General features: G+C 39.0%; 15 protein-coding genes, 4 tRNA genes and 1 pseudogene. 6 read left to right on the top strand and 14 right to left on the bottom strand.

Going from position 1 to position 23,945, the window contains the following annotated elements; genetic code table 11:
* Window positions 1-174 precede the first annotated feature (174 nt).
* Window positions 175-540 (top strand): annotated as a pseudogene (locus PU02_RS00005) (tyrosine-type recombinase/integrase); the annotation flags it as partial.
* Between the two features lie 77 nt (window positions 541-617).
* On the opposite strand, the gene PU02_RS00010 reads toward PU02_RS00005, so the two are convergent.
* From PU02_RS00010 to rplU, 4 genes are all read right to left on the bottom strand, one after another.
* A tRNA-Ser gene (locus tag PU02_RS00010) sits at window positions 618-707 on the bottom strand.
* A gap of 334 nt (window positions 708-1,041) precedes the next feature.
* Window positions 1,042-3,558 (bottom strand): phosphoenolpyruvate--protein phosphotransferase, encoded by a 2,517-nt coding sequence (gene ptsP, locus PU02_RS00015; protein WP_236824004.1) that lies wholly within the window; start codon window positions 3,556-3,558, stop codon window positions 1,042-1,044.
* A 1,311-nt stretch (window positions 3,559-4,869) separates the two neighbouring features.
* Entirely contained in the window at window positions 4,870-5,124 is a 255-nt protein-coding gene (gene rpmA, locus PU02_RS00020; RefSeq protein ID WP_053943544.1) for a 50S ribosomal protein L27, read from the bottom strand.
* Window positions 5,125-5,136: 12 nt separating this feature from the next.
* The gene (gene rplU, locus PU02_RS00025) at window positions 5,137-5,610 is read right to left on the bottom strand and encodes a 50S ribosomal protein L21 (protein ID WP_053943545.1); all 474 of its coding nucleotides are present in this window, start codon (window positions 5,608-5,610) and stop codon (window positions 5,137-5,139) included.
* A gap of 283 nt (window positions 5,611-5,893) precedes the next feature.
* Between rplU and PU02_RS00030 the strand changes: the two genes are divergently transcribed.
* Window positions 5,894-5,983: transfer RNA gene (locus tag PU02_RS00030), tRNA-Ser, on the top strand.
* 24 nt (window positions 5,984-6,007) lie between these two features.
* On the opposite strand, the gene pgi is transcribed toward PU02_RS00030, so the two are convergent.
* From pgi to PU02_RS00045, 3 genes are all read right to left on the bottom strand, one after another.
* A complete protein-coding gene (pgi, locus tag PU02_RS00035; protein WP_053943546.1) occupies window positions 6,008-7,666 on the bottom strand; it encodes a glucose-6-phosphate isomerase in 1,659 nt (552 codons plus the stop codon).
* Between the two features lie 138 nt (window positions 7,667-7,804).
* On the bottom strand, window positions 7,805-10,939 hold the full coding sequence (locus PU02_RS00040) for an efflux RND transporter permease subunit (protein WP_053943547.1): 3,135 nt from the start codon (window positions 10,937-10,939) through the stop codon (window positions 7,805-7,807).
* On the bottom strand, window positions 10,936-12,078 hold the full coding sequence (locus PU02_RS00045) for an efflux RND transporter periplasmic adaptor subunit (protein ID WP_053943548.1): 1,143 nt from the start codon (window positions 12,076-12,078) through the stop codon (window positions 10,936-10,938). Before PU02_RS00045 ends, PU02_RS00040 begins: the two co-directional genes overlap by 4 nt.
* A gap of 362 nt (window positions 12,079-12,440) precedes the next feature.
* Here PU02_RS00045 and PU02_RS00050 point away from each other — a divergent pair.
* Together PU02_RS00050 and rpsU are read left to right on the top strand one after the other, a co-directional pair.
* Window positions 12,441-12,517: transfer RNA gene (locus PU02_RS00050), tRNA-Arg, on the top strand.
* A gap of 403 nt (window positions 12,518-12,920) precedes the next feature.
* On the top strand, window positions 12,921-13,154 hold the full coding sequence (gene rpsU, locus PU02_RS00055; RefSeq protein ID WP_053943549.1) for a 30S ribosomal protein S21: 234 nt from the start codon (window positions 12,921-12,923) through the stop codon (window positions 13,152-13,154).
* A 473-nt stretch (window positions 13,155-13,627) separates the two neighbouring features.
* Here the strand turns inward: rpsU and PU02_RS00060 are convergent, their stop codons facing one another.
* Window positions 13,628-15,001 carry a glutamate--cysteine ligase gene (locus PU02_RS00060; RefSeq protein WP_053943550.1) on the bottom strand — a complete coding sequence of 458 codons (1,374 nt, stop codon included), beginning with the start codon at window positions 14,999-15,001 and terminating at the stop codon, window positions 13,628-13,630.
* Between the two features lie 68 nt (window positions 15,002-15,069).
* Window positions 15,070-15,813, bottom strand: a complete 744-nt coding sequence (locus PU02_RS00065; protein WP_053944583.1) for a 16S rRNA (uracil(1498)-N(3))-methyltransferase — start codon at window positions 15,811-15,813, stop codon at window positions 15,070-15,072.
* 225 nt (window positions 15,814-16,038) lie between these two features.
* Between PU02_RS00065 and PU02_RS06870 the strand changes: the two genes are divergently transcribed.
* Window positions 16,039-16,182, top strand: a complete 144-nt coding sequence (locus tag PU02_RS06870) for a hypothetical protein (RefSeq protein WP_200903952.1) — start codon at window positions 16,039-16,041, stop codon at window positions 16,180-16,182.
* Between the two features lie 96 nt (window positions 16,183-16,278).
* On the opposite strand, the gene PU02_RS00070 is transcribed toward PU02_RS06870, so the two are convergent.
* Window positions 16,279-18,138, bottom strand: coding sequence for an AsmA family protein (locus PU02_RS00070; RefSeq protein ID WP_335337475.1), 1,860 nt, complete (start codon window positions 18,136-18,138; stop codon window positions 16,279-16,281).
* Between the two features lie 327 nt (window positions 18,139-18,465).
* On the opposite strand from PU02_RS00070, the gene folD reads away from it, so the two are divergent.
* Window positions 18,466-19,365: a bifunctional methylenetetrahydrofolate dehydrogenase/methenyltetrahydrofolate cyclohydrolase FolD gene (folD, locus tag PU02_RS00075; RefSeq protein ID WP_053943551.1), complete on the top strand. Its 900-nt coding sequence runs from the start codon at window positions 18,466-18,468 to the stop codon at window positions 19,363-19,365.
* Between the two features lie 228 nt (window positions 19,366-19,593).
* Here the strand turns inward: folD and PU02_RS00080 are convergent, their stop codons facing one another.
* The 4 genes from PU02_RS00080 to PU02_RS00095 form a co-directional block, all read right to left on the bottom strand.
* Window positions 19,594-20,877, bottom strand: coding sequence for an NAD(P)/FAD-dependent oxidoreductase (locus PU02_RS00080; RefSeq protein WP_053943552.1), 1,284 nt, complete (start codon window positions 20,875-20,877; stop codon window positions 19,594-19,596).
* A gap of 11 nt (window positions 20,878-20,888) precedes the next feature.
* The gene (locus tag PU02_RS00085) at window positions 20,889-22,316 is read right to left on the bottom strand and encodes a glutamine synthetase family protein (RefSeq protein ID WP_053943553.1); all 1,428 of its coding nucleotides are present in this window, start codon (window positions 22,314-22,316) and stop codon (window positions 20,889-20,891) included.
* 158 nt (window positions 22,317-22,474) lie between these two features.
* A tRNA-His gene (locus tag PU02_RS00090) sits at window positions 22,475-22,551 on the bottom strand.
* A gap of 106 nt (window positions 22,552-22,657) precedes the next feature.
* A complete protein-coding gene (locus tag PU02_RS00095; RefSeq protein WP_053943554.1) occupies window positions 22,658-23,746 on the bottom strand; it encodes a quinone-dependent dihydroorotate dehydrogenase in 1,089 nt (362 codons plus the stop codon).
* Window positions 23,747-23,945: the final 199 nt, after the last annotated feature.

Consider the following 23,945-nt stretch of genomic DNA (forward strand, 5'->3'; position numbering starts at 1 on the left):
ACCCTTCTCACAACTGTTTCTAACTATGCGCCTTTCACGCCACAAGTGAGTTGCGCCCAAAAATTAAAAGGATATTCAACATGGCTCATAGACTACCGACCATAACACAGCCTGCTATTGCTCGTGCCTTACGAGAAGCTAAAAAACAAGGCTGTGAATTGATGGAAATTAAGCCAAACGGAAAAAAGTAAATTTCAAATGGATGTCTTTCTTCCCATTTTACCTGAATTAGCTAAAACATTTGAAATTGGCCCGATTGGTGATGAAACATTTATTTGTGGCAAAAACGGTGAGAAACTACCCAAAGAAAGTTTTGGTAACGTACTCAGAGAAGCTTGTAACGTAGCAAACGTTAAAAAAATCAGCTCATGGATTAAGAAATTAGCAGCAACAAGAGCAGCTAATGCAGGAGCAACAGTTCTACAAATGAAAGCACTTTTTGGGTGGACTGAAGACAAAATGGCATCTCCTTACACCAAGAGCGCAAATCACAAAAGACTGGCTCTAGAAGCCATAAAAAACTACAAAAATGCGGAATAAGCTCTAAAAAAAGTCAATAAAATCAAATGGCTTGAAATTTTCTAACCTTGATCTAAGCTATTGATATTATTGATAAATGGCGGAGAGAGAGGGATTCGAACCCTCGATACAGTTTCCCGTATACACGCGTTCCAGGCGTGCGCCTTCAACCACTCGGCCACCTCTCCAAAGGACTACATTTATACTGAGAAAAAAATAACACGCAAGCCTAAACTCTACACTTGAAAATTAAAAAACCTTTTTATACATTGAAATTGGTACGTACTCTTTCTTCATTGAACCTTTTTCATTATGCATAATTTGAAATGCTGCTTTCTTACAATAAAGTATCCAAAATAGTTGAATATATCCCTTTTTATACGAAAAAAGAGAAATGGCACTTGCTCTTAAGGCGGATAAAGACCACAAACTATACAAAACATATTTAAACGAAAGTTCTTGGCAAAGCTTCTTTCTCTTTCGCCCAATCAGCTCTCACCATAACTTCCTGCTAAAATCAAACTATTTTAGCGATTTGCGAAGAGCCCGTACCGCTTGCGCAGTCTCACACTGCAATGCTTGTCTTGCCAGTATTTTCATATCTTCAAAACGATGAGCCCGCAGATATTCCTTAACGATAGGAATATCGCATAATGCCATAGAAAGTTCACTAATTCCCAATCCAATCAAGATCATCGCTGCAAATGGATCAGCAGCAATATTCCCACATACGCTAACTCGACATGCATTTTTAAGTGCACCCTTAACAACCCCATGAACCATACGAAGAACTGCGGGGTCTAGATCATCATACTCTGAAGTGAGATGTGAACTTTTTCTATCAATAGCCATCGTATACTGAGTCAAATCATTTGTTCCAATCGAAAAAAAGTCAACGTAAGAGCTTAACACATCTGCCATTATCGCTGCTGCCGGAACTTCAATCATGATGCCAAGTTTCAATTTTGGTGCACCGATGTCATTACGAATTCCCTCCATAATTTTCTGCATAACCAAAATTTCTGAAACAGATATCACCATTGGAAACATAATGCATGGCTTTCCACCTTCTCTTGCTACCCTATACAAAGCACGCAACTGAGGAATTAAGAGATCACGCCTACGCAATAAAAATCGTATGCCTCGAACTCCTAAAAAAGAATTTTCTCCTTTAAGTAAATCCGAATTCTCAATCCGCTTATCTCCACCAACATCAAATGCACGAATAACCAATGGTTTGTCACCTACAGCAGCAACCAACGCACGATAAATATCAAATTGAACATCCTCATCGGGAATATCAGAACCTCCTAAAAATGAAAATTCTGTACGCATAAGTCCAACACCTTCAGCACCTGAATTTATTGCTAAAGAAACCTGATTTGCATCACTAATATTAGCCAAAATATGAATCCTATGCCCATCTGTCGTTTGCACAGGCAATTCACACGCAACTTTTTCATCATCGCGTTTTTTTGCCAAAAACTTTATATGCTTCTTAGCATGTTTGATATCCGAAGATGATAAATCAAGATAAACAAAACCATTCTCACCATCAATCACGGCTTGTACATCGTTCTTAAATTCTAAAATATCATTACCCACAGAAACAACCATCGGTATTCCCAATGTACGGATCAAAATAGCTGCATGAGATATAGGGCTTCCTAGTGCAGTTACTACTCCAGATACCTTTTTACAGTCGAGCTGAACTACGTCAGAAGGGGACAAATCATCTGTAAAAAGGATTATATCACGTGGAATATTATGTAAAAAAAATGACCTATAAAACGGATTAATCTCACCCAAAACACGACGCCCAACATCAATTAAATCAACAGAACGTGTAACCAGTAAAGGATCATTAGCCTTAGAAAGCGTACTAGCAAACTGCTGTACAGACTTATCCCAAGACCAAGAGACACCATGACCTTCTGCCATAAAATGGCAGGCCTGAGCAATCAATGCTTCATCTTCAAGAAAAACAGCCTGCGCAGCAAAAATTGCAGCAGAATCCAACCCCATACGATTTGTAGTATCATCAATGATTGAAGCCATTTTTTTCTTTGTTCTTTTCAGGGCGTTTTCAAGACATGCAACACCTGTTGTAAAATCAACCGGCTTATCCACTACCAAAACATCATCTCGTCTCATAACACAAGCTTTGCTAATCGCTAGCCCCGGACTTGCTTGAATACCAGAAATAGTTCTGTACTTTGAAGATGGACACCAATCACGAAAAATCTTAGTTTGAGCTTGCATTTTCTCACCATATGATTTTTCACTCATGCTCACTTTCTCAGCAACAGAAATTACATCTTTGAGGAGTGCCTCGCCTCCCGATGCATCTGTTGAAAAGACCAAAACACTGCCTTTTGTCACTCTTAATTGCAACAAACCAACAAAATCCTTCATTTCAACAACACACCCACCGTACCGAACTCTGATAGGACTCTGATTTTTTTTTGCAAAATTAACCCAAATAGAAGCCGGGCGAGCATGAAGACCATTCGGATAATCTAAAACCCACTTCTTCGCCACTGAAAGATCGCTAACTAAATCAACCTTTTCTCCTATAGATCTACCCAACAAAGCTGTAATAATTTTCTGTTTATCTTCAATCACTGAAAGCTCTTTCAGCTTCTGTTCATCAAACAGAATAGGCGCGATTTTCTTTAAAATTTTTATATGCAGATCTGCGCAAGTTATAACCGCAATAACCAAATAAACCCTACGCTCATCTTGCCATTCAACACCTGCAGGAATCTGCACAACAGAAACTGCATCTCTCATAACTAATTGATAACTTTCAGTTATTCCATAAATGACAGCCACACCGCTCCTAAACCAAATACTTGCCACATTGGTTATCAATTTGCTTCCTATTATACCCCCTAAATGATGCTGCTTAATTACATCGCTTCCCATCAATAACTTAACAGCTGCATAAATCGCATCATTTTTATGACTAAAAACAGCCGAAAGTTGTATAGACTTAAGAGACAAAATATCTGTTTCACTGCAATTTACTAAGCTCACTTCTTCTCCCTTCTTACGTCCCACAACGAATTATAAGGAATTTTCAAACACACTTTTTGAAACAATCTCTCGAAAACAAGAATTTTATAAAACTCTCGCTTAACTTAGACACATCCCAATACACTTAAGCGGATGATCGAACATAACTACGAGACTCACTACTCAAAATCCCCCCCCCTACAACAAAGAAAACTCCTCTTTGTTGTGGCCCTCTCACGGCTTTCCTCATAATTTTCAGAGCAAATACTCAAAAAACACAGATCCACTCGAATGCACAATTGCAATCAGACCCACATCAAAGACACAATGCCACGATCAACTGCACTAAATACCCGGCACTCTCCTGTAATCCCCTCAAAACTAATTTAATTCTCAGTTAAAACCAGCCCGATCATTCATTTTCATAAAAATCCAACGAAAAGGCCTACAGATCAAGATAGCAACAGCCATCTGAAAAAAACTTCCACTCACTTTTCTGCACCAACATCGACAACTACACCCCCCCAGGCTATATGCTCACCAAACCAGTGATATCACCTTTAAAAGCACCCCCTACATCCCCTACTTACTCCTCTACAATAATTCACTTGCTCCAACGCACGCACCCCAGTAACTAACAACACGACCACGAGCCACTTCAAATCTTTGAAAAGCTATGATGACAAAATTGCCAAACACAATACAAATCAACTTATTAGCTCACTTTTCACAAACACCCTACTAACACTACTTCTACTTAGTCTCTTCATGAAGAACTCCTACCCAAAATGCCATTTCCAATCACTGAAGCTCACCCCGCATTCTTCAGAAACCTTTGTACTGCATAACCCTAACAAACAAGATAAATGAGGCCATAGAATGAAGAAAATAAGACAACATTAAACTGCTTTGTCCTATCATGAGCACAATCCATAATTTAAAATTACAAATAAATTGTAGAATGGAATTCTTGCAAGAATCACACATTGTCGCTTCACATAGCCACTATGTGGACACTACCACAATTCGTAATTCTCTAATTTAATACGGAAAGAAATTGCACAGCATCGCTTCCTACATCAAAGGAAGCAAACTACCAAAAAGCCTTGCTCACTAAGCAACATCCCCCCAAAAGAAAGTAGAACAGCAAATCCCATTCAATAAGAAACAATCTAGAAATCATGCCCACATCGGCCCGCACACCTGCTAGATTACCCTAAAAAAAGAAGCACCACCCCTCCCCTCTGTACCCCGCAATAAAAAATCGACGCCCTACAACCCGATAAAATCACAAGATAATCTAAGGAAAAACCTGATTCAATTTTTCGAAATTTACTCAGGAACAACAGAAACATAGGAGCGGCTATTAGCCTTTGTACGAAAAGACACCCTACCATTTGAAAGCGCAAACAAAGTATGATCCTTCCCCATACCAACATTCTCACCTGGGTGCCAGCGCGTACCCCTCTGACGAATAATTATATTACCGGGACAAACAATCTGACCACCAAACTTCTTAACACCGAGTCTCTTCGACTCTGAATCGCGACCATTGCGTGAGGAACCACCAGCCTTTTTATGTGCCATGGATATTCTCCTTTAATCTTCTTTACTCTCCGAGATCACAGCTGTCACCTTCTGCGATACACTCTTCCCTTCAACGGTTTTTGCAGACTTCTTCTTAGAAGAAGACCCCATCTCTTCTGATTCAGCCTTCCCCTTATTAGCTGACTTCGTACTCCTCGTTTTGGGTTTAGCCCCCCCAGTCAAAATCTCTATCACACGAAGCGTCGTCACCTCCTGGCGATGGCCACGAGTACGCTTTGAATTCTGGCGGCGGCGTTTCTTAAACGAAATAACCTTGCGCGCACGCCCCTGCTCTATGATTTCAACCATAACCACGGCATCAGCAACGACAGGTGAACCAACAACAGCCCCATCCCCTTCGCCCACCATCAACACACTGCCTAACTGAACAATATCACCAGCATCGCCAACAACCTTTTCAACTTTTAGTATCTGATTGGCAACAACACGATACTGCTTACCACCCGTCTTAATGACTGCGAACATTATTTATCCTTTCGTTCGATCCAGATCTTACCTCTCACCTTTCCTTGATGAAAAGGCAGTCTGCTTTTTATCAGTCGCCATAAATCCAAAGGAATAAAAGACTTTTCCTAAAACACAAATGCGCGCGGACCACTCCATGCCTACTTACTATATATGATAGAATTTACATTCTCTGTCAAGAAAGCTTTAAAATAAAGGAAAGGGGGTTGTACTTCACATGATTGCAGATTATCTAGCAACCATATACACTTATAGCCGCGCAATAATTTTTTTCTTTTACAACGGAGAGATGGCTGAGTGGTTGAAAGCACCGCACTCGAAATGCGGCATAGGGGAAACTCTATCGGGGGTTCAAATCCCTCTCTCTCCGCCAAGACCCTCCTTTATAATGGTTGCTTCATACACACTTTTTGGTACGTCTTTTCTGAATATGCTCTAATAACCCTAATGTGGAACCGTCATGGCTACCATTTTTTTTCTCTCCTCGCACTTCTGGAAGTAATTTATCTGCAAATTCTTTGCCAAGCTCAACACCCCATTGATCAAACGAATTAATACCCATTAAAATACCTTCAACAAAAACACGATGTTCATAAAGAGCAATCAAACGTCCAAGAGAAAAAGGGGTTAACAAATCCTGGAGGATAATAATGTTAGGACGATTTCCTCGTAGGCTTTTATAAAACACTAAATTCTCTGCTTCACCATTATTCTCTTGTTTATTTACCAAACCATCGTCAGAATTTTTATAAGAACGACCTTTCATTAAAATCTCTGACTGCGCTAAACAATTAGCTACAAGCATATCATGCATATGGTGCAAATGAGTCTCATGTCCCGTTACAAACAAGATAAACTCCACAGGAACGATATCTGTTCCTTGGTGCAAAAATTGAAAAAAAGCATGTTGTGCATCTGTCCCGACCCCTCCCCAAATAACTGGACCGCTTGGAATAGTTATCGGTTTTTCATCTAAAGTAATATTTTTCCCATTTGATTCCATATCAAGCTGCTGCAAGTAAGCTGGGAAACGTGCCAAGCGTTGCGCATAAGGAATCACAGCACGAGATGGATAACCACAAATCACGCGATGCCAAAAACCTAACAACGCAAACCGTATAGGAATATTCTTATCTAGTGGGCTACGTTTAAAATTTTGGTCCATCTGCCGAGCCCCTTCCAAAAATTGGTGAAACCTTTGCTCCCCTATAGCCAGCATAATGATCAGACCAATCGCTGACCACACAGAATAACGTCCCCCTACCCAATCCCAAAACTTAAAAATATTTGCAGAATCTATACCAAATTTTATTACTTTCTTAGTTGCACACGAAACAGCAACAAAATGCGTTTTAATAGCTTCTGCCCCCAAGTGGGTACAGATCCACTGCTGTGTAATTTGAGCATTTTTAAGTGTTTCAACTGTAGTAAAAGTTTTAGATGCAATAATAAATAATGTTGTCCTAGGATTTAAATCAGCAAGAATATCTGTAATATGCGCACCATCTACGTTGGAAATAAAATGACAGCGAGGGCCATCATGATAAGGTTTTAAAGCACCAATAACCATTTCTGGTCCAAGGTTGGATCCTCCGATGCCAATATTTACAACATCAGTGATTTTCTCACCACTATATCCTTTATAGCAACCACTGCGAACTTCTCTGGAAAACTGTTCCATTTGAGAAAGGACAGCCTGAATATCCTGAGCAATATCACAACCATCCAAAATAAAACTTTCATGTGGTGATAAACGTAACGCAGTGTGAAGAACTGAACGTCCTTCTGTGGTATTGATTGCCTCTCCTGCAAACATTGCATCACGCCGATCCAGCACACCTGCTGCAACAGCGAAATTATCTAAAAGACGTAATGTATCCGTCGTTACACCACATTTTGAAAAATCAAAAAGAAGATCATCAAAAGAAAGAGAAAAATGAGCAAAACGCTGCTTATCCTCTAGAAAATGTTGACGAATATCACATACCTTGTTCTGCATGGCATGCTGCTTTAAAGCTACCAAATTTTGCTCAAGATCTCTCTCGTTAAGAAGCATACAGCATACCTCCTATAGCTATTCAACACTCAAGTACAAAATTCTCACAATCTACACGTAAAAGTAGCAAAACATGATAACGCATCTTTTAATTATATTAAAAAATTCTGCAAATAAGTCTTTTTCCTTTGACAAAAACTATTCAACTTGGCGCAACTCTCTTTCTAAGTGAGCAGTTTCTTCTGCTTTTGACACAATAAAATGCCCAAGAAGAAGATAAACAACGGGTGTTACATAAAGAGTAAAAATCGTTGCAAGCCCCAAACCGCCTACAATAACCCAACCTAAAGCTATACGAGCCTCTGCACCAGCACCTTTTGCTAAAATTAAAGGAATACCACCTAAAACAGCGCAAATCATCGTCATACATACTGGACGAAGACGAACATTGGAAGCTTCCTCTATAGCTTTGCGTAGTGTTTTTCCTTGATCCCTTAATTGATCTGCAAACTCTACAATCAAAATACCATTTTTAGCCATGATACCAATTAATAAAACTAAGCCAATTTGACTATAGATATTAAGACTGACACCACTTACAAGCATAGCAATTACGGCACAACCCAACCCTAATGGCACGGTGGCCATTATGATGATACCCGAGATGAAACTTTCAAATTGTGCTGCTAAAATTAATAAAATAATTAAAAAAGCAATTCCAAACACAATCGTTAAATTAGAAGATGTTTCATCAAGCATCGCGGCTTCTCCCAGAGGGATGATATAATTTCCTCCTGATAAAAAAGGTAAAGCTATTTTTTCTACAGCCTGATAAGCAGCACCCAAAGTAATACCTGAAGCAATATTAGTACTCAAAGTCACAGCACTCATACGTTGTTCACGTTTTAATTGAGGTACGATAGCATTTTCATGTAAATGTGCAACTGCTGACAGTGGTATATATCGACCATCTCTCGTTTTTAAAAGAATATTATCTAAATCAGACGGAGTGGTCACAGGCTTTTCGCGTGATGTTAATATGACATCATACGAATGATCATCCACGTAAACAGAACCTATTTTTTTTCCATCCAACATTGCTTGCAGCGTATCACCCAAATTGGTGATATCAATCCCTAAATCAGAAGCCCTTTTTCTATTGATCTCGACAAAAAATTGTGGCTGCGTTGCATCAAGGGTAAGTTGTGGACGTATAAAACGCGAATCATCCTGTAAAGCGCTTACGATCTCACCAGCAATTGATTGTAATTTCTCGCGATTATCACCAAGAATTGCAAATCGTAGTCCCTGACCGCTTCCTGAAACACCTAAGGAATTTCCCTGTGCAGCAAATGCGAATACTGAAGAGAATTTCCCAATTTTTGCATTAATGTCATTGACTATCTCTTGCTGACTACGTGAACGCTCATTCCAAGATGCAAGCAATAAAACAAGAAAAGCATTATTGGATGCACCCCGCGCTCCTGCAATAGAGTAACTATTTACAATCTCCCCGGCATCATACAACGATTGCAAGCTTGCTTCAATTTGTTTTACCTGCTCATCCAAATATTGTGTTGAAATACCCTGCGGCCCACGAATGACTAGAAAAACAGCGGCCCTATCTTCCATTGGTGTTAGTTCTTGTTGCAATTTTGTGTAGCCTCCAACACAAAGGACGAAAAAAATAACGGAAGCCAATATAACGGTCCAAGGACGTTCCAAACATTTATGCAAATAGTGGGCATAGTTTTTGCTAAAAAAAGTACCCAACCTATCCAAAATAATAAAATGGCGAGCCTCATTTTTATTATGTCCAATATTTTCTTTAAGAAACCGTGAAGCCAACATCGGGCATAGTGTTAAAGCAACTACTGAAGAAATGAGAACAGAAATTGCCAAAACAAAACCAAATTCTCTAAAAAGCCTCCCAACTTGCCCAGGAAGAAAAGAAATAGGAATAAAAACAGCTATCAATGTTAAAGTTGTTGCCAAAACAGCAAAAAAAACCTCACGTGTTCCCAATACTGCCGCAGATCGAGAACCTAATCCCATATTACGCCTTCGCACAATATTTTCAAGAACGACAATCGCATCATCGACAACAAGCCCTGTTGCCAATACGAGCCCTAATAATGTGAGAATATTTAGGGAAAAACCGACAAGGTAAATTGCAGCAATTGTTCCAATCAAAGCAACTGGTATCGACAAAGCAGGAATTAGTGTTACACGAAAATCTCTTAAAAAGAGAAAGATAATCATAATCACACTAAGTACAGCGATAATTAGTGCTATCACTACTTCGTGGAGAGCACCCCTAATAAAAATGGCGTCATCACTAATAACACTCATATGTACAGAAGGAGGAACAACAGTTTGAAGGCGATCAAGAGCAGCTCGAATATTTTCTGAAATAGTCAGAGTATTCGACTGTGCCTTGCGCACGATACCCAATCCAATTCCTGTCTTTCCATTAATACGAAGAATAGCTCTCTCTATATCAGGTGATAAAGAAACACGTGCAAAATCGCCAATCCGTACATGTGGCCTTAATTCAATTGCTTCAAATTCTTCCGGTGTTGTTAAACGAGTGGTAGCACGAACAATCAACTCCTGCTTAGAACTCCGAAGAGACCCTACAGGCACATCAACCACCGCATCAGAAAGAATACGAGAAACATCTGCTACAGTTAGCCCGTAACTTCCAAGCTTCATAGGATCAATATCAATCTGAAAAATCTTTGTCCGAGCACTATCAACTTGTACATCAGCAACACCATCAACAGAAGAAAGTGCGTTAACAATTTGATTATTTACAACCATAGTCAAATCATCAACATCCATCATTAGTGAGGTTACGACAATATACATCATCGTCGACGCATTTGAATCTGCTTTAATAATTGCTGGTGAACCAGCATCTTTTGGTAAAGAGCGTAAAATACGGGAAATTGCGTCGCGCATATCAGATGATGCAACATTCAAATCAATACCAACATCGAATTGAACTTCTACACGAGAGCGACCAAAAGAAGATGTTGAAGAAACTGTTTTAACCCCAGAAACGCGAGAAACTGCATCTTCCACAATTTTTGTAATCTCGCGATCAATTGTTTCTGCTGATGCACCAGAAAAATCTGTCATAATTGTTATCACTGGAATGTCTACATCCGGTAATTCACGAACATCAACACTTGTCCATGCAGCGAAGCCTGCAATTATGATCATTGCATTCAAAACAAAAGTAAAAACAGGCCTCCGAATAAAAAATGCCATAATGTCGTTTTGCTGCAATTTTCCCAAAGGCTGTTTTATGACAGAATCTTGACTCATTGCGCATCCTGTTCATTCGTTACCGATAACGGCTCTTCATAATCACTTAAATTTTGCACAAGAACACTTCTGTCTGGTTGGAGCATTTGTACCCCTTGAATAACGATTTTATCTCCTTTCTCCAAAGGCGCTTGCACAAATACCCTATCTGCCTGCCGTTGAATTATAGAGACTGGAACATACTCAGCCTTACCATCTGTAACACGCCAAACGAATGATCCTCTACCATCCCATTGAACAGCAAGAGGATTAATAACAGGCAGTGGCCCTCCATGAAACTGCAATGTGACAACAAAAGACATGCCAGACATAAAAGCTTCTTTCTCGTTCTGGATTTCAATTTGAGCATGAAATGTGCGATTATCTGCATTAACGACGTTATCAAGTGCATAAATACGGCCAGCAGATACCTGATCTAACTGAGACGTCGGAGCAATCATAACTTCATCACCTTCATGAAGGCGAGAGGAATAATGTTCAGGTACCCATATATCAACCAAAATACGTTTCTTATTTTCGACACGGCTTATCACAGTGTTTGTAGAAACAGCACTCCCTAAGCTAATAGGCATAATACCAACGGTTCCATTAATTGGCGTGCGTATCTCCCGCCTATCAAGAGCTAGTTGAGCATCCCGCAAAGTTAAATCTGCATTCTCTAACTCCAAGCGTGCTGTAATTTCTTGCATTTCTGTTGCTGTATTTGTGGAACGTAACGTCAAAATACGTGAAAACGTTAATTCACTATTATCACGCTGAACCTTTGCCCTTGCAACAGCTATTTCTTCTTTCTCAGAATCAAGCTTTGCAAGCACATCACCTATTTGAACCCTATCCCCAGCTGACGCAAAAATCTTATCAACGATTCCTGCCGACCAAGGAATTAACTCTACAGACTCAACCGCTCGCCCATTACCTATAAGATTTAAATTTTCAGAAAAATTTTGAATCTTTACAAGATCTACGACAACATTAGCCGCAGGCATCTGAACAGATGGTTTATTTGTTTTACGCGAAGTATCTTTCCTCTCAGTTACTGTAGAAACAACCTGTTCTGTACCACGATTTGACCACCAATAAGAAATAGCCACAACAACAACCAAAAGTACCAATGGAATGATTTTTTTCAACAATCCCATATATTTCATCCTTAATAAACTAATAGGAATTTTTCTTTGAAATAATTCGCAACAGCGACAATTAAGCCCCACAAAAGAACCTATAAATTGTACACACTATCCCCTCTAAAAAAGTATATTTCTCCTATGCGATCTTACTAATATGACTAGTCCTCATATATCAGATCGTCAAGTTAACTATCGTTCATATTAAATTATCATTAATTAACAAATAAACATGATCGCAGCCTATAAGGTAAAAATACTAATTAAAGTTTCTAAAAAGAATCCAAATTATGTTGGGGGTAAAAATTTTTCCTAACTTTTACTTGCAATTCGTCAACGAAACGATTAGGAACCCCATATCTTTGTACGTATACAGTGCACCCGTAGCTCAGCTGGATAGAGCACCAGACTACGAATCTGGGGGTCAGGAGTTCGAATCTCTTCGGGTGCGCCACTCTCGTGGATTTTTACTCTGTCTTACACGTTCGTATCACGGGTGTTTTTTTAAATTTCTTTGCAGTTTTTATATTCTGTGACTTTGGACTGCCTACTCTACAGCTGATTTTTTGCAAAGCACTATCCTCTCCCAATTGCGTTATAACTGTATCAATCTACACACCATCACGTCACCAATGACATCTTTTACGTAAATTGAAAATGATAATATAAATCAATATCCTTTAGCCTAATTCCTCAAACGTAAAATAAGCCTTTTACAACAAAAAATTAAGTTTTTTAAAAGCGATATAGACAAACATCTCATTTGTATGGTATGCGCTCCTTGTGATTGTCCTTTTTTAAAAGGTCTTGGGATTTTGCCCATTTGTTGATGTTCAAGATGAAAAGCAGGGTGGACTGTGCAAGTACTCGTTCGTGATAATAATGTCGATCAGGCGCTGCGTGCGTTAAAGAAGAAGATGCAGCGTGAAGGTATCTTTCGCGAAATGAAAATGCGTGGATACTATGAGAAGCCGTCTGAAAGGCGTGCCCGTGAAAAAGCTGAGGCTATTCGTCGTACGCGCAAACTTGCTCGTAAACGTGCACAGCGTGAAGGTGTTGTGAGCAGTGGTCGATCTTCTGCTATAAGGTAGTACATGCACCCGTTATTCGTGTTTCGTGCCTGTTAATTCACAATAAATGAGTTTATAGTGTGGTTGTTTCTTCCTATCCTGCTGAAGTATTCAGTGTGGGGTGGTTTGTTTTTGTAAGGGGAGGTAGTTTCCCTTCACCTTGTTTGCTCGGAACTTAGAAAATCTTGTAAACTTAATATATACGAGTCATATTCAGCTCGTCGCATATAACTTTTTGGATAAAAAACTTCTACTTGGTAGAATACAACATCATACACAACGCTGATTCAATATGTAGTTGAATAAAACAATGAATGTAAAAAATAATTTACTGGATGGATTCCCTTCACATTTGGTTTATACAACTATAAACAGCGGATCTACATGGTTTTTAGTGAAAATATCTTCGTTGAAATATTATCTATCAAAGACAAAAAAGCACGACCATCACCATTAATGAAAGCTTAAATCCCTCGGGTTATTGCTCCAAAATCCTAATAAGCATGCTCTAAAAATGCAGCATCTACGCTCTCATTCCAAATAGAGTAGTAATGGGATAAAAGCTTGTCAGCGCCCGTTTGACCAAGTGAAATTATTTCTTCAAGAGGATTGAGAAAACGTGTTTCATCAAGACCATAATCATCATACTGTTGACGATTTTTTAAACCCCTCCGTGCGATAGCAACGACCTGACGCGCTAATTCCAAAATTGTGGTATTGCGAAAAGATGTTTTAAGCCCCTCTTTTGAAACACGTTTGCGCATATCTAAAACTTCTTCAAAACACCAATCCTTTGTCAAAGCTTCCGCTTCATTAAGTGCTTCACTATCGTAAAGAAGCCCGACCCAAAAGGCTGATAACGCACAAATATTCTGCAAAGAGCCAGCATCAGCCCCTCTCATTTCCAAAAAGTGCTTTAACCGCACCTCCGGAAATAAGGTCGACAGGTGATTAATCCAATCTTCCACAGTGGGTACCGCATCTATAATTTGTCCCTGTAAGGCTCCATTCATAAATTGACGAAATGTTATATGTGTACAGTCATAATAACGCTTATCGCGTATAACGAAATACATTGGAACATCAAGTGCCCATTCAACATAATCTGCAAAACCAAAGCGTTCAGAAAATATGAAAGGAAGGATGCCTGTCCTTTTGTCGTCAGTGTCGCACCAAACAGCAGAACGCCAAGATAAGAAACCATTTGGACGTCCCTCAGTAAAGGGAGAATTTGCAAATAACACCGTTGCAATCGACTGCAATTTCATAGATACTTGCATTTTTCTCCGCATATCTGTTTCAGATGAAAAATCAAGATTAACCTGAACAGTTGATGTTCTATACATCATATCAAGACCATTACGGCCAACCTTTGGCATATAATTGGTCATAATTTGATAACGCGACTTGGGCATTTTGGGTATTTCATCCAAAGTCCACTTCGGACTAAAACCTATACCCAAAAAACCAATGCCTAGTGGGGCTGAAATCTTCTTGAGAAGAGCTACATGCTCCATAAGTTCACGATGGGTGTGATTCACTGTCTTTAACGGTGCACCAGACAATTCAAATTGCCCCCCAGGTTCTAAAGATATAGCTCCCTGTCCTTCTGGTCCGATAAGTCCGATGATTTTTCCTTTATCTAAGATAGCTTCCCACCCTAATATTCCTTGCATACCTTCCAAAAGTGCGCGAATACCCCTTACGCCCTCATACGGAACAGGACAAAAATTATCTATATAAAATGGGAATTTCTCGTGCTCTGTACCGATACGCCAATCACCCTCCACTTTACAACCATCTTGAAAATATCCAATTAAAGATTCCAAATTGTCGATTTTGTTTCCATTCGCTGTCTCAAACGCCATTAATTATCTCACCTTATCGTGAACTCTCCAACTGTAAATGAATCCTTTTTCATTATATTGCAAGCCCCTTAATCAATTCCCCAATCCCCGATTGTAGCATTAACAATAGCTAACGCAACAATAGCTGCAGTATCAGCACGTAAAATACGTGGACCTAATGATATCGGAATTGTAAAAGAGTGCTGTTTTAAGAAAAATCGTTCTTCTTCACTAAAACCACCTTCTGGCCCGACAAGAATACCTGCTGGTTTTGTTCCATGTTTTTTAAAAAAAGGTAAAGGATTACAAAGTTCATGAGATTCATCACAAAAAAACAGAGAGCGTTTATTATCCCAACAAGATAAAAGAGCTTTTAATGACACCGGTGCAGCACACTCTGGTAAATATAAAACACCACACTGCTCAGCTGCTTCAACAATATTAGCCTCTATACGAGCCACATTAATGCGAGTTACCTGTGTATGATGTGTTATAACAGGCTGTAAAACAGAAACCCCCATCTCTACAGCTTTCTGTACCATATAATCCAAACGAGCATGCTTAAGTGGAGCAAAGCAGTATACGAGATCCGAACGCGTTGTTTGCAATCTTTCCTGATTTATAATCTGAACCACCGCATTTTTTTTATTAATGGACGTAAGCTCAGCAAGCCATTCACCATCATGCCCATTAAATAATAAAATTTTAGCTCCTTTTTTCATACGCAAAACATATGCGAGATAGAAAAATTGCGCTCCTTCTATAACGAGTTCACCATTCAAAGAAAGTTCCTGACGAACGAATAATCTATGAAATTTATAACTTGTACACATAAAAAAATTTGTGACAGAGCTGACTGTCATCGTCAAGATGATTCAAGCTAAAAATACGACTCAGATAAGATATCTCTTCCCCTAAAATAGGATAAAGGCACAATTGGATTTTTTATCCTGTGCTAAATCACGATTAGACAAGGCAATATCAGGTAACTATTTTTTAAGGATGCTATAATAGTGTCTGCAACCGTATTCAGTGATTCGTTCTGCAAAGGAAAAAATATGTCTGCAAAAAAAGCCGCAGTTGTTGCTGTTGCTACGATCTTGTCTTTTATTCTAGTTGCCGTCGGAATTAGTTCAGTTGGAGCGGATGGAGAACATGCTATCCCAGAAGATGGTTATGGAATCTCCATTAAACCTCAATAAAACGCATCAATACCTTTTCAACAAAGTTATTCAAAAAGGCTATCTCTAATCATTCTTGGGGAATCTTCCTAAGAGAAGACCGATTTTAAGAAAAATTCAATGCATTTTTGTCTTTTTCTTTTCAATAAAAAAGTCTCCTAAAATAGACTCCGAAGGCTCTAGAAAAAAGACTGTTGATTGAACGGGATTGTTCACACTGCATTGGGTCCCTTCGCATGGAACGCTTAGAGAATCGTTGTACTGGAATCGTGCCTGTAACCTCCATTCTACCTGCTTATTTTTCATCGTAGATATAACAGGATTTCGTATATGCAAACTCCAATCCGTTGTATGCACTGATAACTCCGCTGCTGTTATACCTCCATTTGAAAATGCTACTTTAATATCGGAGTGATTAAAAATCGTCGATACTGCATCATTTTTCACTAAAGAAAATTGTTCATTATTCAGCAAATCTTTCTGTACATCATCTAAATTATATCCCAGCAATCGACCTGTTGACACATTTAATATCAAATCCCCTTGCATCTTTGCTAAAAGCTCTGGCAAATTATTACCAACCATTCGTGCTGTCATAATAAAATCAGTTTTAGCCTGCACAAATGAAGGAAGATTCAAAGCTACAGCAATATTTTGCATATCAATAGAAGTCCCAGAAATGCGTCCCTCAACATGCATTCTTCGACCTTTTGGCGTAATCTGAATATTGCTCTGGACAGCACCTCCAAAAACACTGGCGTTTCCAAGATCAAAAATACCGCGTCCATTTTTAATTTGCATCGCTGCCGCCAAATCGGCTAGCATAATACCCCCTACATTTGCTTGCGGTGCTGAAAATCTTACATCCAATCCAATACGATCAAAAATTGTTACATCAAAAAACTTATCCATCTCTCCAATTGATAAAGTCGATCCCAATATACTTAAATCTAAATTATCAAAAGCCAAAGACCCGATAATGTAAGGCTTATGCTTTTGAAAATCAAATTCCAGAGAACCACGAGAATTGATGGTCCCTATTGCAAATGTAATATTATTCATTTGAACAGATGTTGGCTGTGCTAAAAAACGAGACTCCCAAACCACAGGAACTCTGAATCGATACCCTTCAAGGATATGATTACTTCCAATCCAAGATAATGTTCGATTCAAGTCAGGAGAATATATTGATACATTCCCATCAAAAATATAATACTCAGATAGTTGCGCTTGTCCCCTAAATGTTACACTGCCATGTGGTGAATTGACACGAACCCTGAGCGAACTTCTTCCTCCTGCTAAAAGCAATAAAGCTTTGTCAGAGTCCATTGACAATTCTGTTAATTCTCCACGCCAAGAAGCACTTGCTCGAAAACGTGCTGCTCGCATCAAGTTTGGCCAATCTAATGTTGCATTTAATCCTGTTAATTTTTCTGTTACTTTAGAGACATTATCACGGTATGTCAGTGTACCACCTTCAATGACAATACGTCCAAAAGGTTGATCCAAAAGATGTGATATATCTTGTCTATCTGGATCTTTTCCAATCATTTCACGAACATTGCGTACTGTTAGCCCCAAAGTGCCCTGTGACTGTGCAAGTGTCTCAAAAAAATATGTTACTTTTTTAATGGGCTTTTCCATAACAAATTGTGGACGTACAATCCGTATTTCTGAAAGAGAAATGCGCCCCCTAAAAAGATTGACAAAGGAGAGATCGACTTCTATCGACTCAATATCCATTAAAGAAACAACACCATCCCCTTGTGAAGTTATCGTAATACCTGAAAGAAGTACTTTTGGATAAGGAAATAGACTCAACCGCAGAGGGTCTGATAGTTGCACATCATATCCTACCCATGCACTTAAATCTTTTGCTAAGCGGATCCGAATCGCATCTGTCGAAGCAATATAAGGAAAAATAACAGCAAAGGTTCCAACAAAAAAATAACTACGAAAAAAATCCCACTTACAAATTTTACTACTCCGGCACGCACAACTACCTCTATATTTCTTCTTCTATTCAAAGTAGATCAAACAGATATTAAAAAATTTTTATAACCGCACAACCGACTATATCTACTGAATGGCTTTATTGTTTTCATTTTTATCTAAACTTTTCTGGTATAATGATATTTTTGTCATTTTACAAAAAAGCCATTTTCAATGATTTCCTAAATCATCTCATAAAAACTACCTATCACATTCACCGTATTTATTTTAATATGATAATAAAGTTCTAATGCATTTCTCAAAGATGCCTTACAGAAAATTAAATAGCCTTAACTGAAAGGATCCTCCCTAATGGATAATATTATCGACGGGAAAAAAATTGCTGAAAATATTGTCGCCAAAATAAAAAACGAAACAAGAAGGCTTTACGAAAATCACCAAATCCAACCTGGTATTGCTGTTATAATTGTTGGAGACAACCCTGCAAGCCATGTTTATGTCGCATCAAAAAGTAAAAGAGCGGAAGAGTGTGGCTTTCTTTCAAAAAAATATATGCTTCCTGAAAAAACCCCTGAAAAAGATATCATTCAACTCATCACAACATTAAATTCTGATCCTAAAATTCATGGTATTTTGGTACAGCTTCCCTTGCCTGAGCACATCAATACAAATACAATAATGCAAGCTATCTCTGTACAAAAAGATGTTGACGGATTTCATTATAGCAATATAGGAAAACTGACAGCAAATGTACTTGAAGATGCTATTATCCCCTGCACACCGGCTGGTGCTATGATGATAATCGAACAACAATGCGGACAAGATTTGTCTGGTCTCAATGCGGTTGTCGTTGGACGCTCTAATATTGTTGGGAAACCCATGGCAACCCTACTTACAGCAGCTAACGCCACTGTAACACTCGCCCACAGCAAAACTCGTGACCTTGATAAAATATGCTATAATGCTGACATCTTAGTTGCAGCCGTCGGACGTCCGCTCATGATAAAAAAAGAATGGGTTAGGGATAACGCAGTTGTTATTGACGTTGGTATTAACAGAATTGCAGCACCAGAAAAAGGTATTAATGGAACTCGTCTTGTCGGTGATGTTGATTTTGAAAAAATTAAAGAAAAAGCTGCCGCAATTACTCCTGTTCCTGGAGGTATCGGTCCTATGACTATTGCGATGCTCATGGTCAATACATTGAAAGCTGCCGCTCGAATTCACCAAATATCAATATCGAAATTTTAAGCATCTTCTTCTTTTTAACCTCGTTGATATAATTCGTTCCCTCGTGGAATTTTTATAATGCTATTATGATAATTTCTCTCTAAACCCGTACTATTCATTAAAATAAAAAAGGAATAATTTCCCCAACCGTTAACCGTTAAATGACACATTTTATTGGACTAGAAACACACCATGCAAAAAATACATACCGAAAGGCCACCCCTCCTGGCTCAAATAATAAATAGTTTATTAGAAACGATCCATTAGAGCAAAAAAATTCATTACAAGAAACAAAAACGGATAACGTAATGCCCTGCCTCCTGGAAAAGAAGAAATTTTTAGATCTTGAAATAACTTAAAACGCTCATGATTGCCGGATAACCATTCAGCATATAATTTCCCCAAAAAAGGAGCTAACATAACTCCATGTCCTGAATACCCACCACAATACATAACACCTGGAAAAAGCTGGCGCACATAAGGCATGCGTTCAACAGTAATCGCTACAGTTGCACCCCAACGATGAGATAATGGAATTGCACGAAGTTGAGGATAAACTTCAGTAATCTGCTGACATATACGCTCATCTAAATGAACTGGATGCTGATTGCCATAGCTTTCTACTCCACCAAATAGCAAGCGATTATCAACACTCTTGCGAAAATAACGTACCATGAAACGAGAATCATCAACGGCTTCTCTGTTCAAAAGAATCGAACTATCCTTAGAAAGTGGTTCTGTTGCTCCAATGTAAGAGCGAATAGCAATAATCTTGTTGTTAACAAAATGCTGAAGTTCAAGATTATATGCATTGGTTGCTAGAAAAACATTTTCAGTTTTTGCACTCCCACGTTCCGTTTTCACGATACAATGGTCGCTTTTTCGTTCTATTGCAGTAACTTTTGTCTTCTCACAAAGTTTTGCACCGGCATTTTCTGCTTGTTTTGCCAACCAAACAACTAACTTTAGAGGATTAATGTGACCTGTTTTCTTATCATAAATACCACCATGATAAAAGGAGGAACCAAGTCGTGCAGCTGTATCAGCTTCATCTACAAAAGTAAGGTCATGATACCCGTAGCGTTGCATTGCTTCAACATGCCGTTTGTAAGCTGGAATATAGCGCTTTTTATGAATGACAGAGAGCTGCCCCGTCATAAAATCTATATCACAATGAGGCATGGAACTCCAAAACAGGATATCCTCCTTAGCTTCTTCAGCTAAATCAAAAAGTGCTTTACTTCGCGTAAAGCCATATTCTTTTTCTAATACTTCTACCCATTGTCTCTGACCCGTTCCTAACTGTCCTCCGTTGCGCCCTGAAGCACCATCACCAAAACGAGAAGCTTCAAATAAAGCAACATTAATACCTGCCACAGCCAAATGATAAGCTGCAGAAAGACCTGTAAAGCCACCTCCAATAATTACAACATCAAACTGTGCCTTTTCATCAAAAAATGGATAAGAAGGACGCTCATCTATGCTATCTTCATACCAAGAAATTCCTGGAGAAATAGGATTATCATTCATCATCGTTGTTATACTTAAACATTGAGAAGAAGATATTCACGTTCCCAAGCGCTAATTACTTCCATAAAAGTTTCGAATTCTTGCCGTTTAATAGCAGCATAGGTACTTACAAACGCATCCCCTAAAATAGAGCGCAGAGTTTCATCTTTCTCAAACAGATTAACAGCTTCAATCAACCCACGTGGCAGTTCAATATTATCGGCATTGACAGTTTTTTCCGTTGGCTCATCTGGTTCAAGATGCTGCCACAAACCAATAAGGCCACATGCTAAAGAGGCTGCAATGGCTAAATAAGGATTAGCATCTGATGAAGGAAGCCTATTCTCAACACGGCGCCCTTGTGGAGCAGAACGTGGCACACGAAACGCTGTCGTACGATTATCATATCCCCATCGCAAATTAACCGGTGCAGAAACATTGGGCATAAGACGTCTATAAGAATTAACATAAGGAGCGAGCATCACAAGTGCTCCCGCCATATGTCTTTGTAATCCGCCAATAAAATAATAAAAATACTCACTCTCCTGACCATCTTCCTTCGCAAAAATATTAGCGCCTGTTTTTTGATCAATAATGGATTGATGGATATGCATCGCAGACCCTGGCTGACCTTGAATAGGTTTTGCCATAAACGTCGCATACATATTATGTTTGAGCGCAACTTCACGGAGCGTCCGTTTAAACATAAAAACCTGATCAGCTAACTCAATCGGATCACCATGACGCAAATTAATTTCAAATTGGCCTGCCCCTTCTTCGTGAATAAGAGTATCAATTTCTAACCCTTGTATTTCTGAAAAATGGTAAATATCATCAATCAACCCGTCAAATTCGTTGACACCTGCAATTGAATACCCTTGCCCCCCACCAATTGAACGCCCAGAACGACCCACAGGAGGTTCTAAAGGATAATCGGGATCAGGATTTTTTTGCACTAAATAAAACTCAATCTCTGGTGCTACAATCGGCTTCAACCCCATTTGGGTGTAAGAATTAACTACTGTCCGTAGAACATTGCGTGGTGTATACTCAACAGCTTGCCCATCTTGATAAACAAGATCACAAATCACTTGTGCAGTGGGAGCACCTTCCCACGGCACGATACTTAATGTGGAAAGATCCGGTTCAAGACGCAAATCACCATCTGTTTTAGGATATTCAAAACCATTACCATCTTCTGGATAATCGCCTGAAATTGTTGTCATAAAAACAGCTGAAGGTAACGCTAAAGATGCATCTGACGTAAATTTCTTAGAAAGCATCATTTTGCCACGCGCAACTCCCGCTTGATCGGGTGTGATACATTCAATATCCTCTACCCCTCGAAACGCAAGCCACTGGGAAACTTGCTCCCAATTGTTAACACCGCGCAAGCTTTTCAGAAAATTAGAAACAGGCTTTGATTTTTCACGTCTTACTTTTTCGCTACGTTTGATAGCCATCAGATACCAACAAAATAATTTTAGATCCCCTGATTATGGCATCACTTCATGCATTGATGCTACAAAAAAATGCTTACCCACTTAATTTTAAGAGCACGGAGACCTTATACCAGGTAAAAAGCACCTACTATCTCTAAAAAATTCTCCCCCAAGAAAACTGGTACGGTTGGTAGGATTTGAACCTACGACCTCTGGTGCCACAAACCAGCGCTCTAACCAGCTGAGCTACAACCGCATAACAAATACCGAATTCCTACCTCGTGTGACATACGGAAGATCACAAAAGTTTGCAAGCCCCCTTTGAAAAATCCTACATTTTTTTTACAAAATAACAGATGCCTCTAAAAAGGAAGTGTGTATTTTGCCCATTTTTCAACAGATTGATCCCGATAATCCCGTATAGTATTGGCACCATCTCGCTGCATAATTTGCAAAACATCTTTCATGATGTCCGTAGCAAGGCCAGGCCCTTCATATACCATTGCAGTATACAATTGGATCAAATCGGCGCCAGCCTTAATTTTTTCCAAAGCTGTCTGCGCATCCCTTACACCACCAACACCAATGATCGCAATATCCTTACCCATTTTTTGACGCATTTTCGCAAGAACAATTGTAGAAAGTTCAAATAATGGACGTCCGGATAATCCCCCTACTTCATCCACTGATACACTTTTCTTGAGTCCTTTGCGAAGACAGGTTGTATTAGAAATAATTAAACCATCAAAATCGGACGAGCTTAACTCCTCTGCTACATCATCCAGTTCATTTTCTGCCAAATCAGGGGCAATCTTTAAAAAGATTGGAACAGAAAATCCGTACTTTTCTCTATTTACATTACGCTCTTGCGAAAGAGCTCTAATCAAAAGACGCAAACTATCCCGTGACTGTAAATCACGTAAACCCGGTGTATTAGGGGAAGAAATATTAACTGCAAAATAATCCGCAACATCGTAAAAATACGTGATACCCGCAGTATAATCACCAATCTTATTGACTGTATCTTTATTAGCACCAATATTGATTCCAACAACACCAAGCCTCTTACTTGCATGAATTCTACGGTAAACAGCCTCATGACCGTTATTATTGAAGCCCATTCTGTTAATAATAGCCTCATTTTCTACCAACCGAAAAAGACGCGGTTTTGGATTACCAGCCTGTGGTTTGGGTGTAACAGTACCCACTTCTGTGAAACCAAACCCTAAACCTAAAGCAGCATCAATCACCTCTGCATTCTTATCAAACCCAGCAGAAAGACCAATAAAATTCTCAAAATTAAGGTTCGTAACCACTACAGATAAGCGTTTATCAACAATCTTTTGAAAACGGCCTAATCCACTTTTTAACCCCAAAATAGCTAAACGGTGTGCACCTTCCGGATCTAACATAAATAAAGCAGAACGACCAATACGGTGAAAAAAACTCACAAATTTTCCTCTAAAAATGAAAAAGATCTCTTTTATCTCAATTCAGTTACCTATCACCGAAAGGCTGTGTTAAACAATCAGAAAAATTAAACGAAGACCCTCAGTATAGGCAACCTCCAAAGAATTTTAGATAAATAAATTTTTACCATACGAGCTAGAAATGAGTCAGGATACTCTTTTTACTCTTTCAAATTCCACA

The organism is Bartonella ancashensis (assembly GCF_001281405.1).
Classification (GTDB): Bacteria; Pseudomonadota; Alphaproteobacteria; order Rhizobiales; family Rhizobiaceae; genus Bartonella; species Bartonella ancashensis.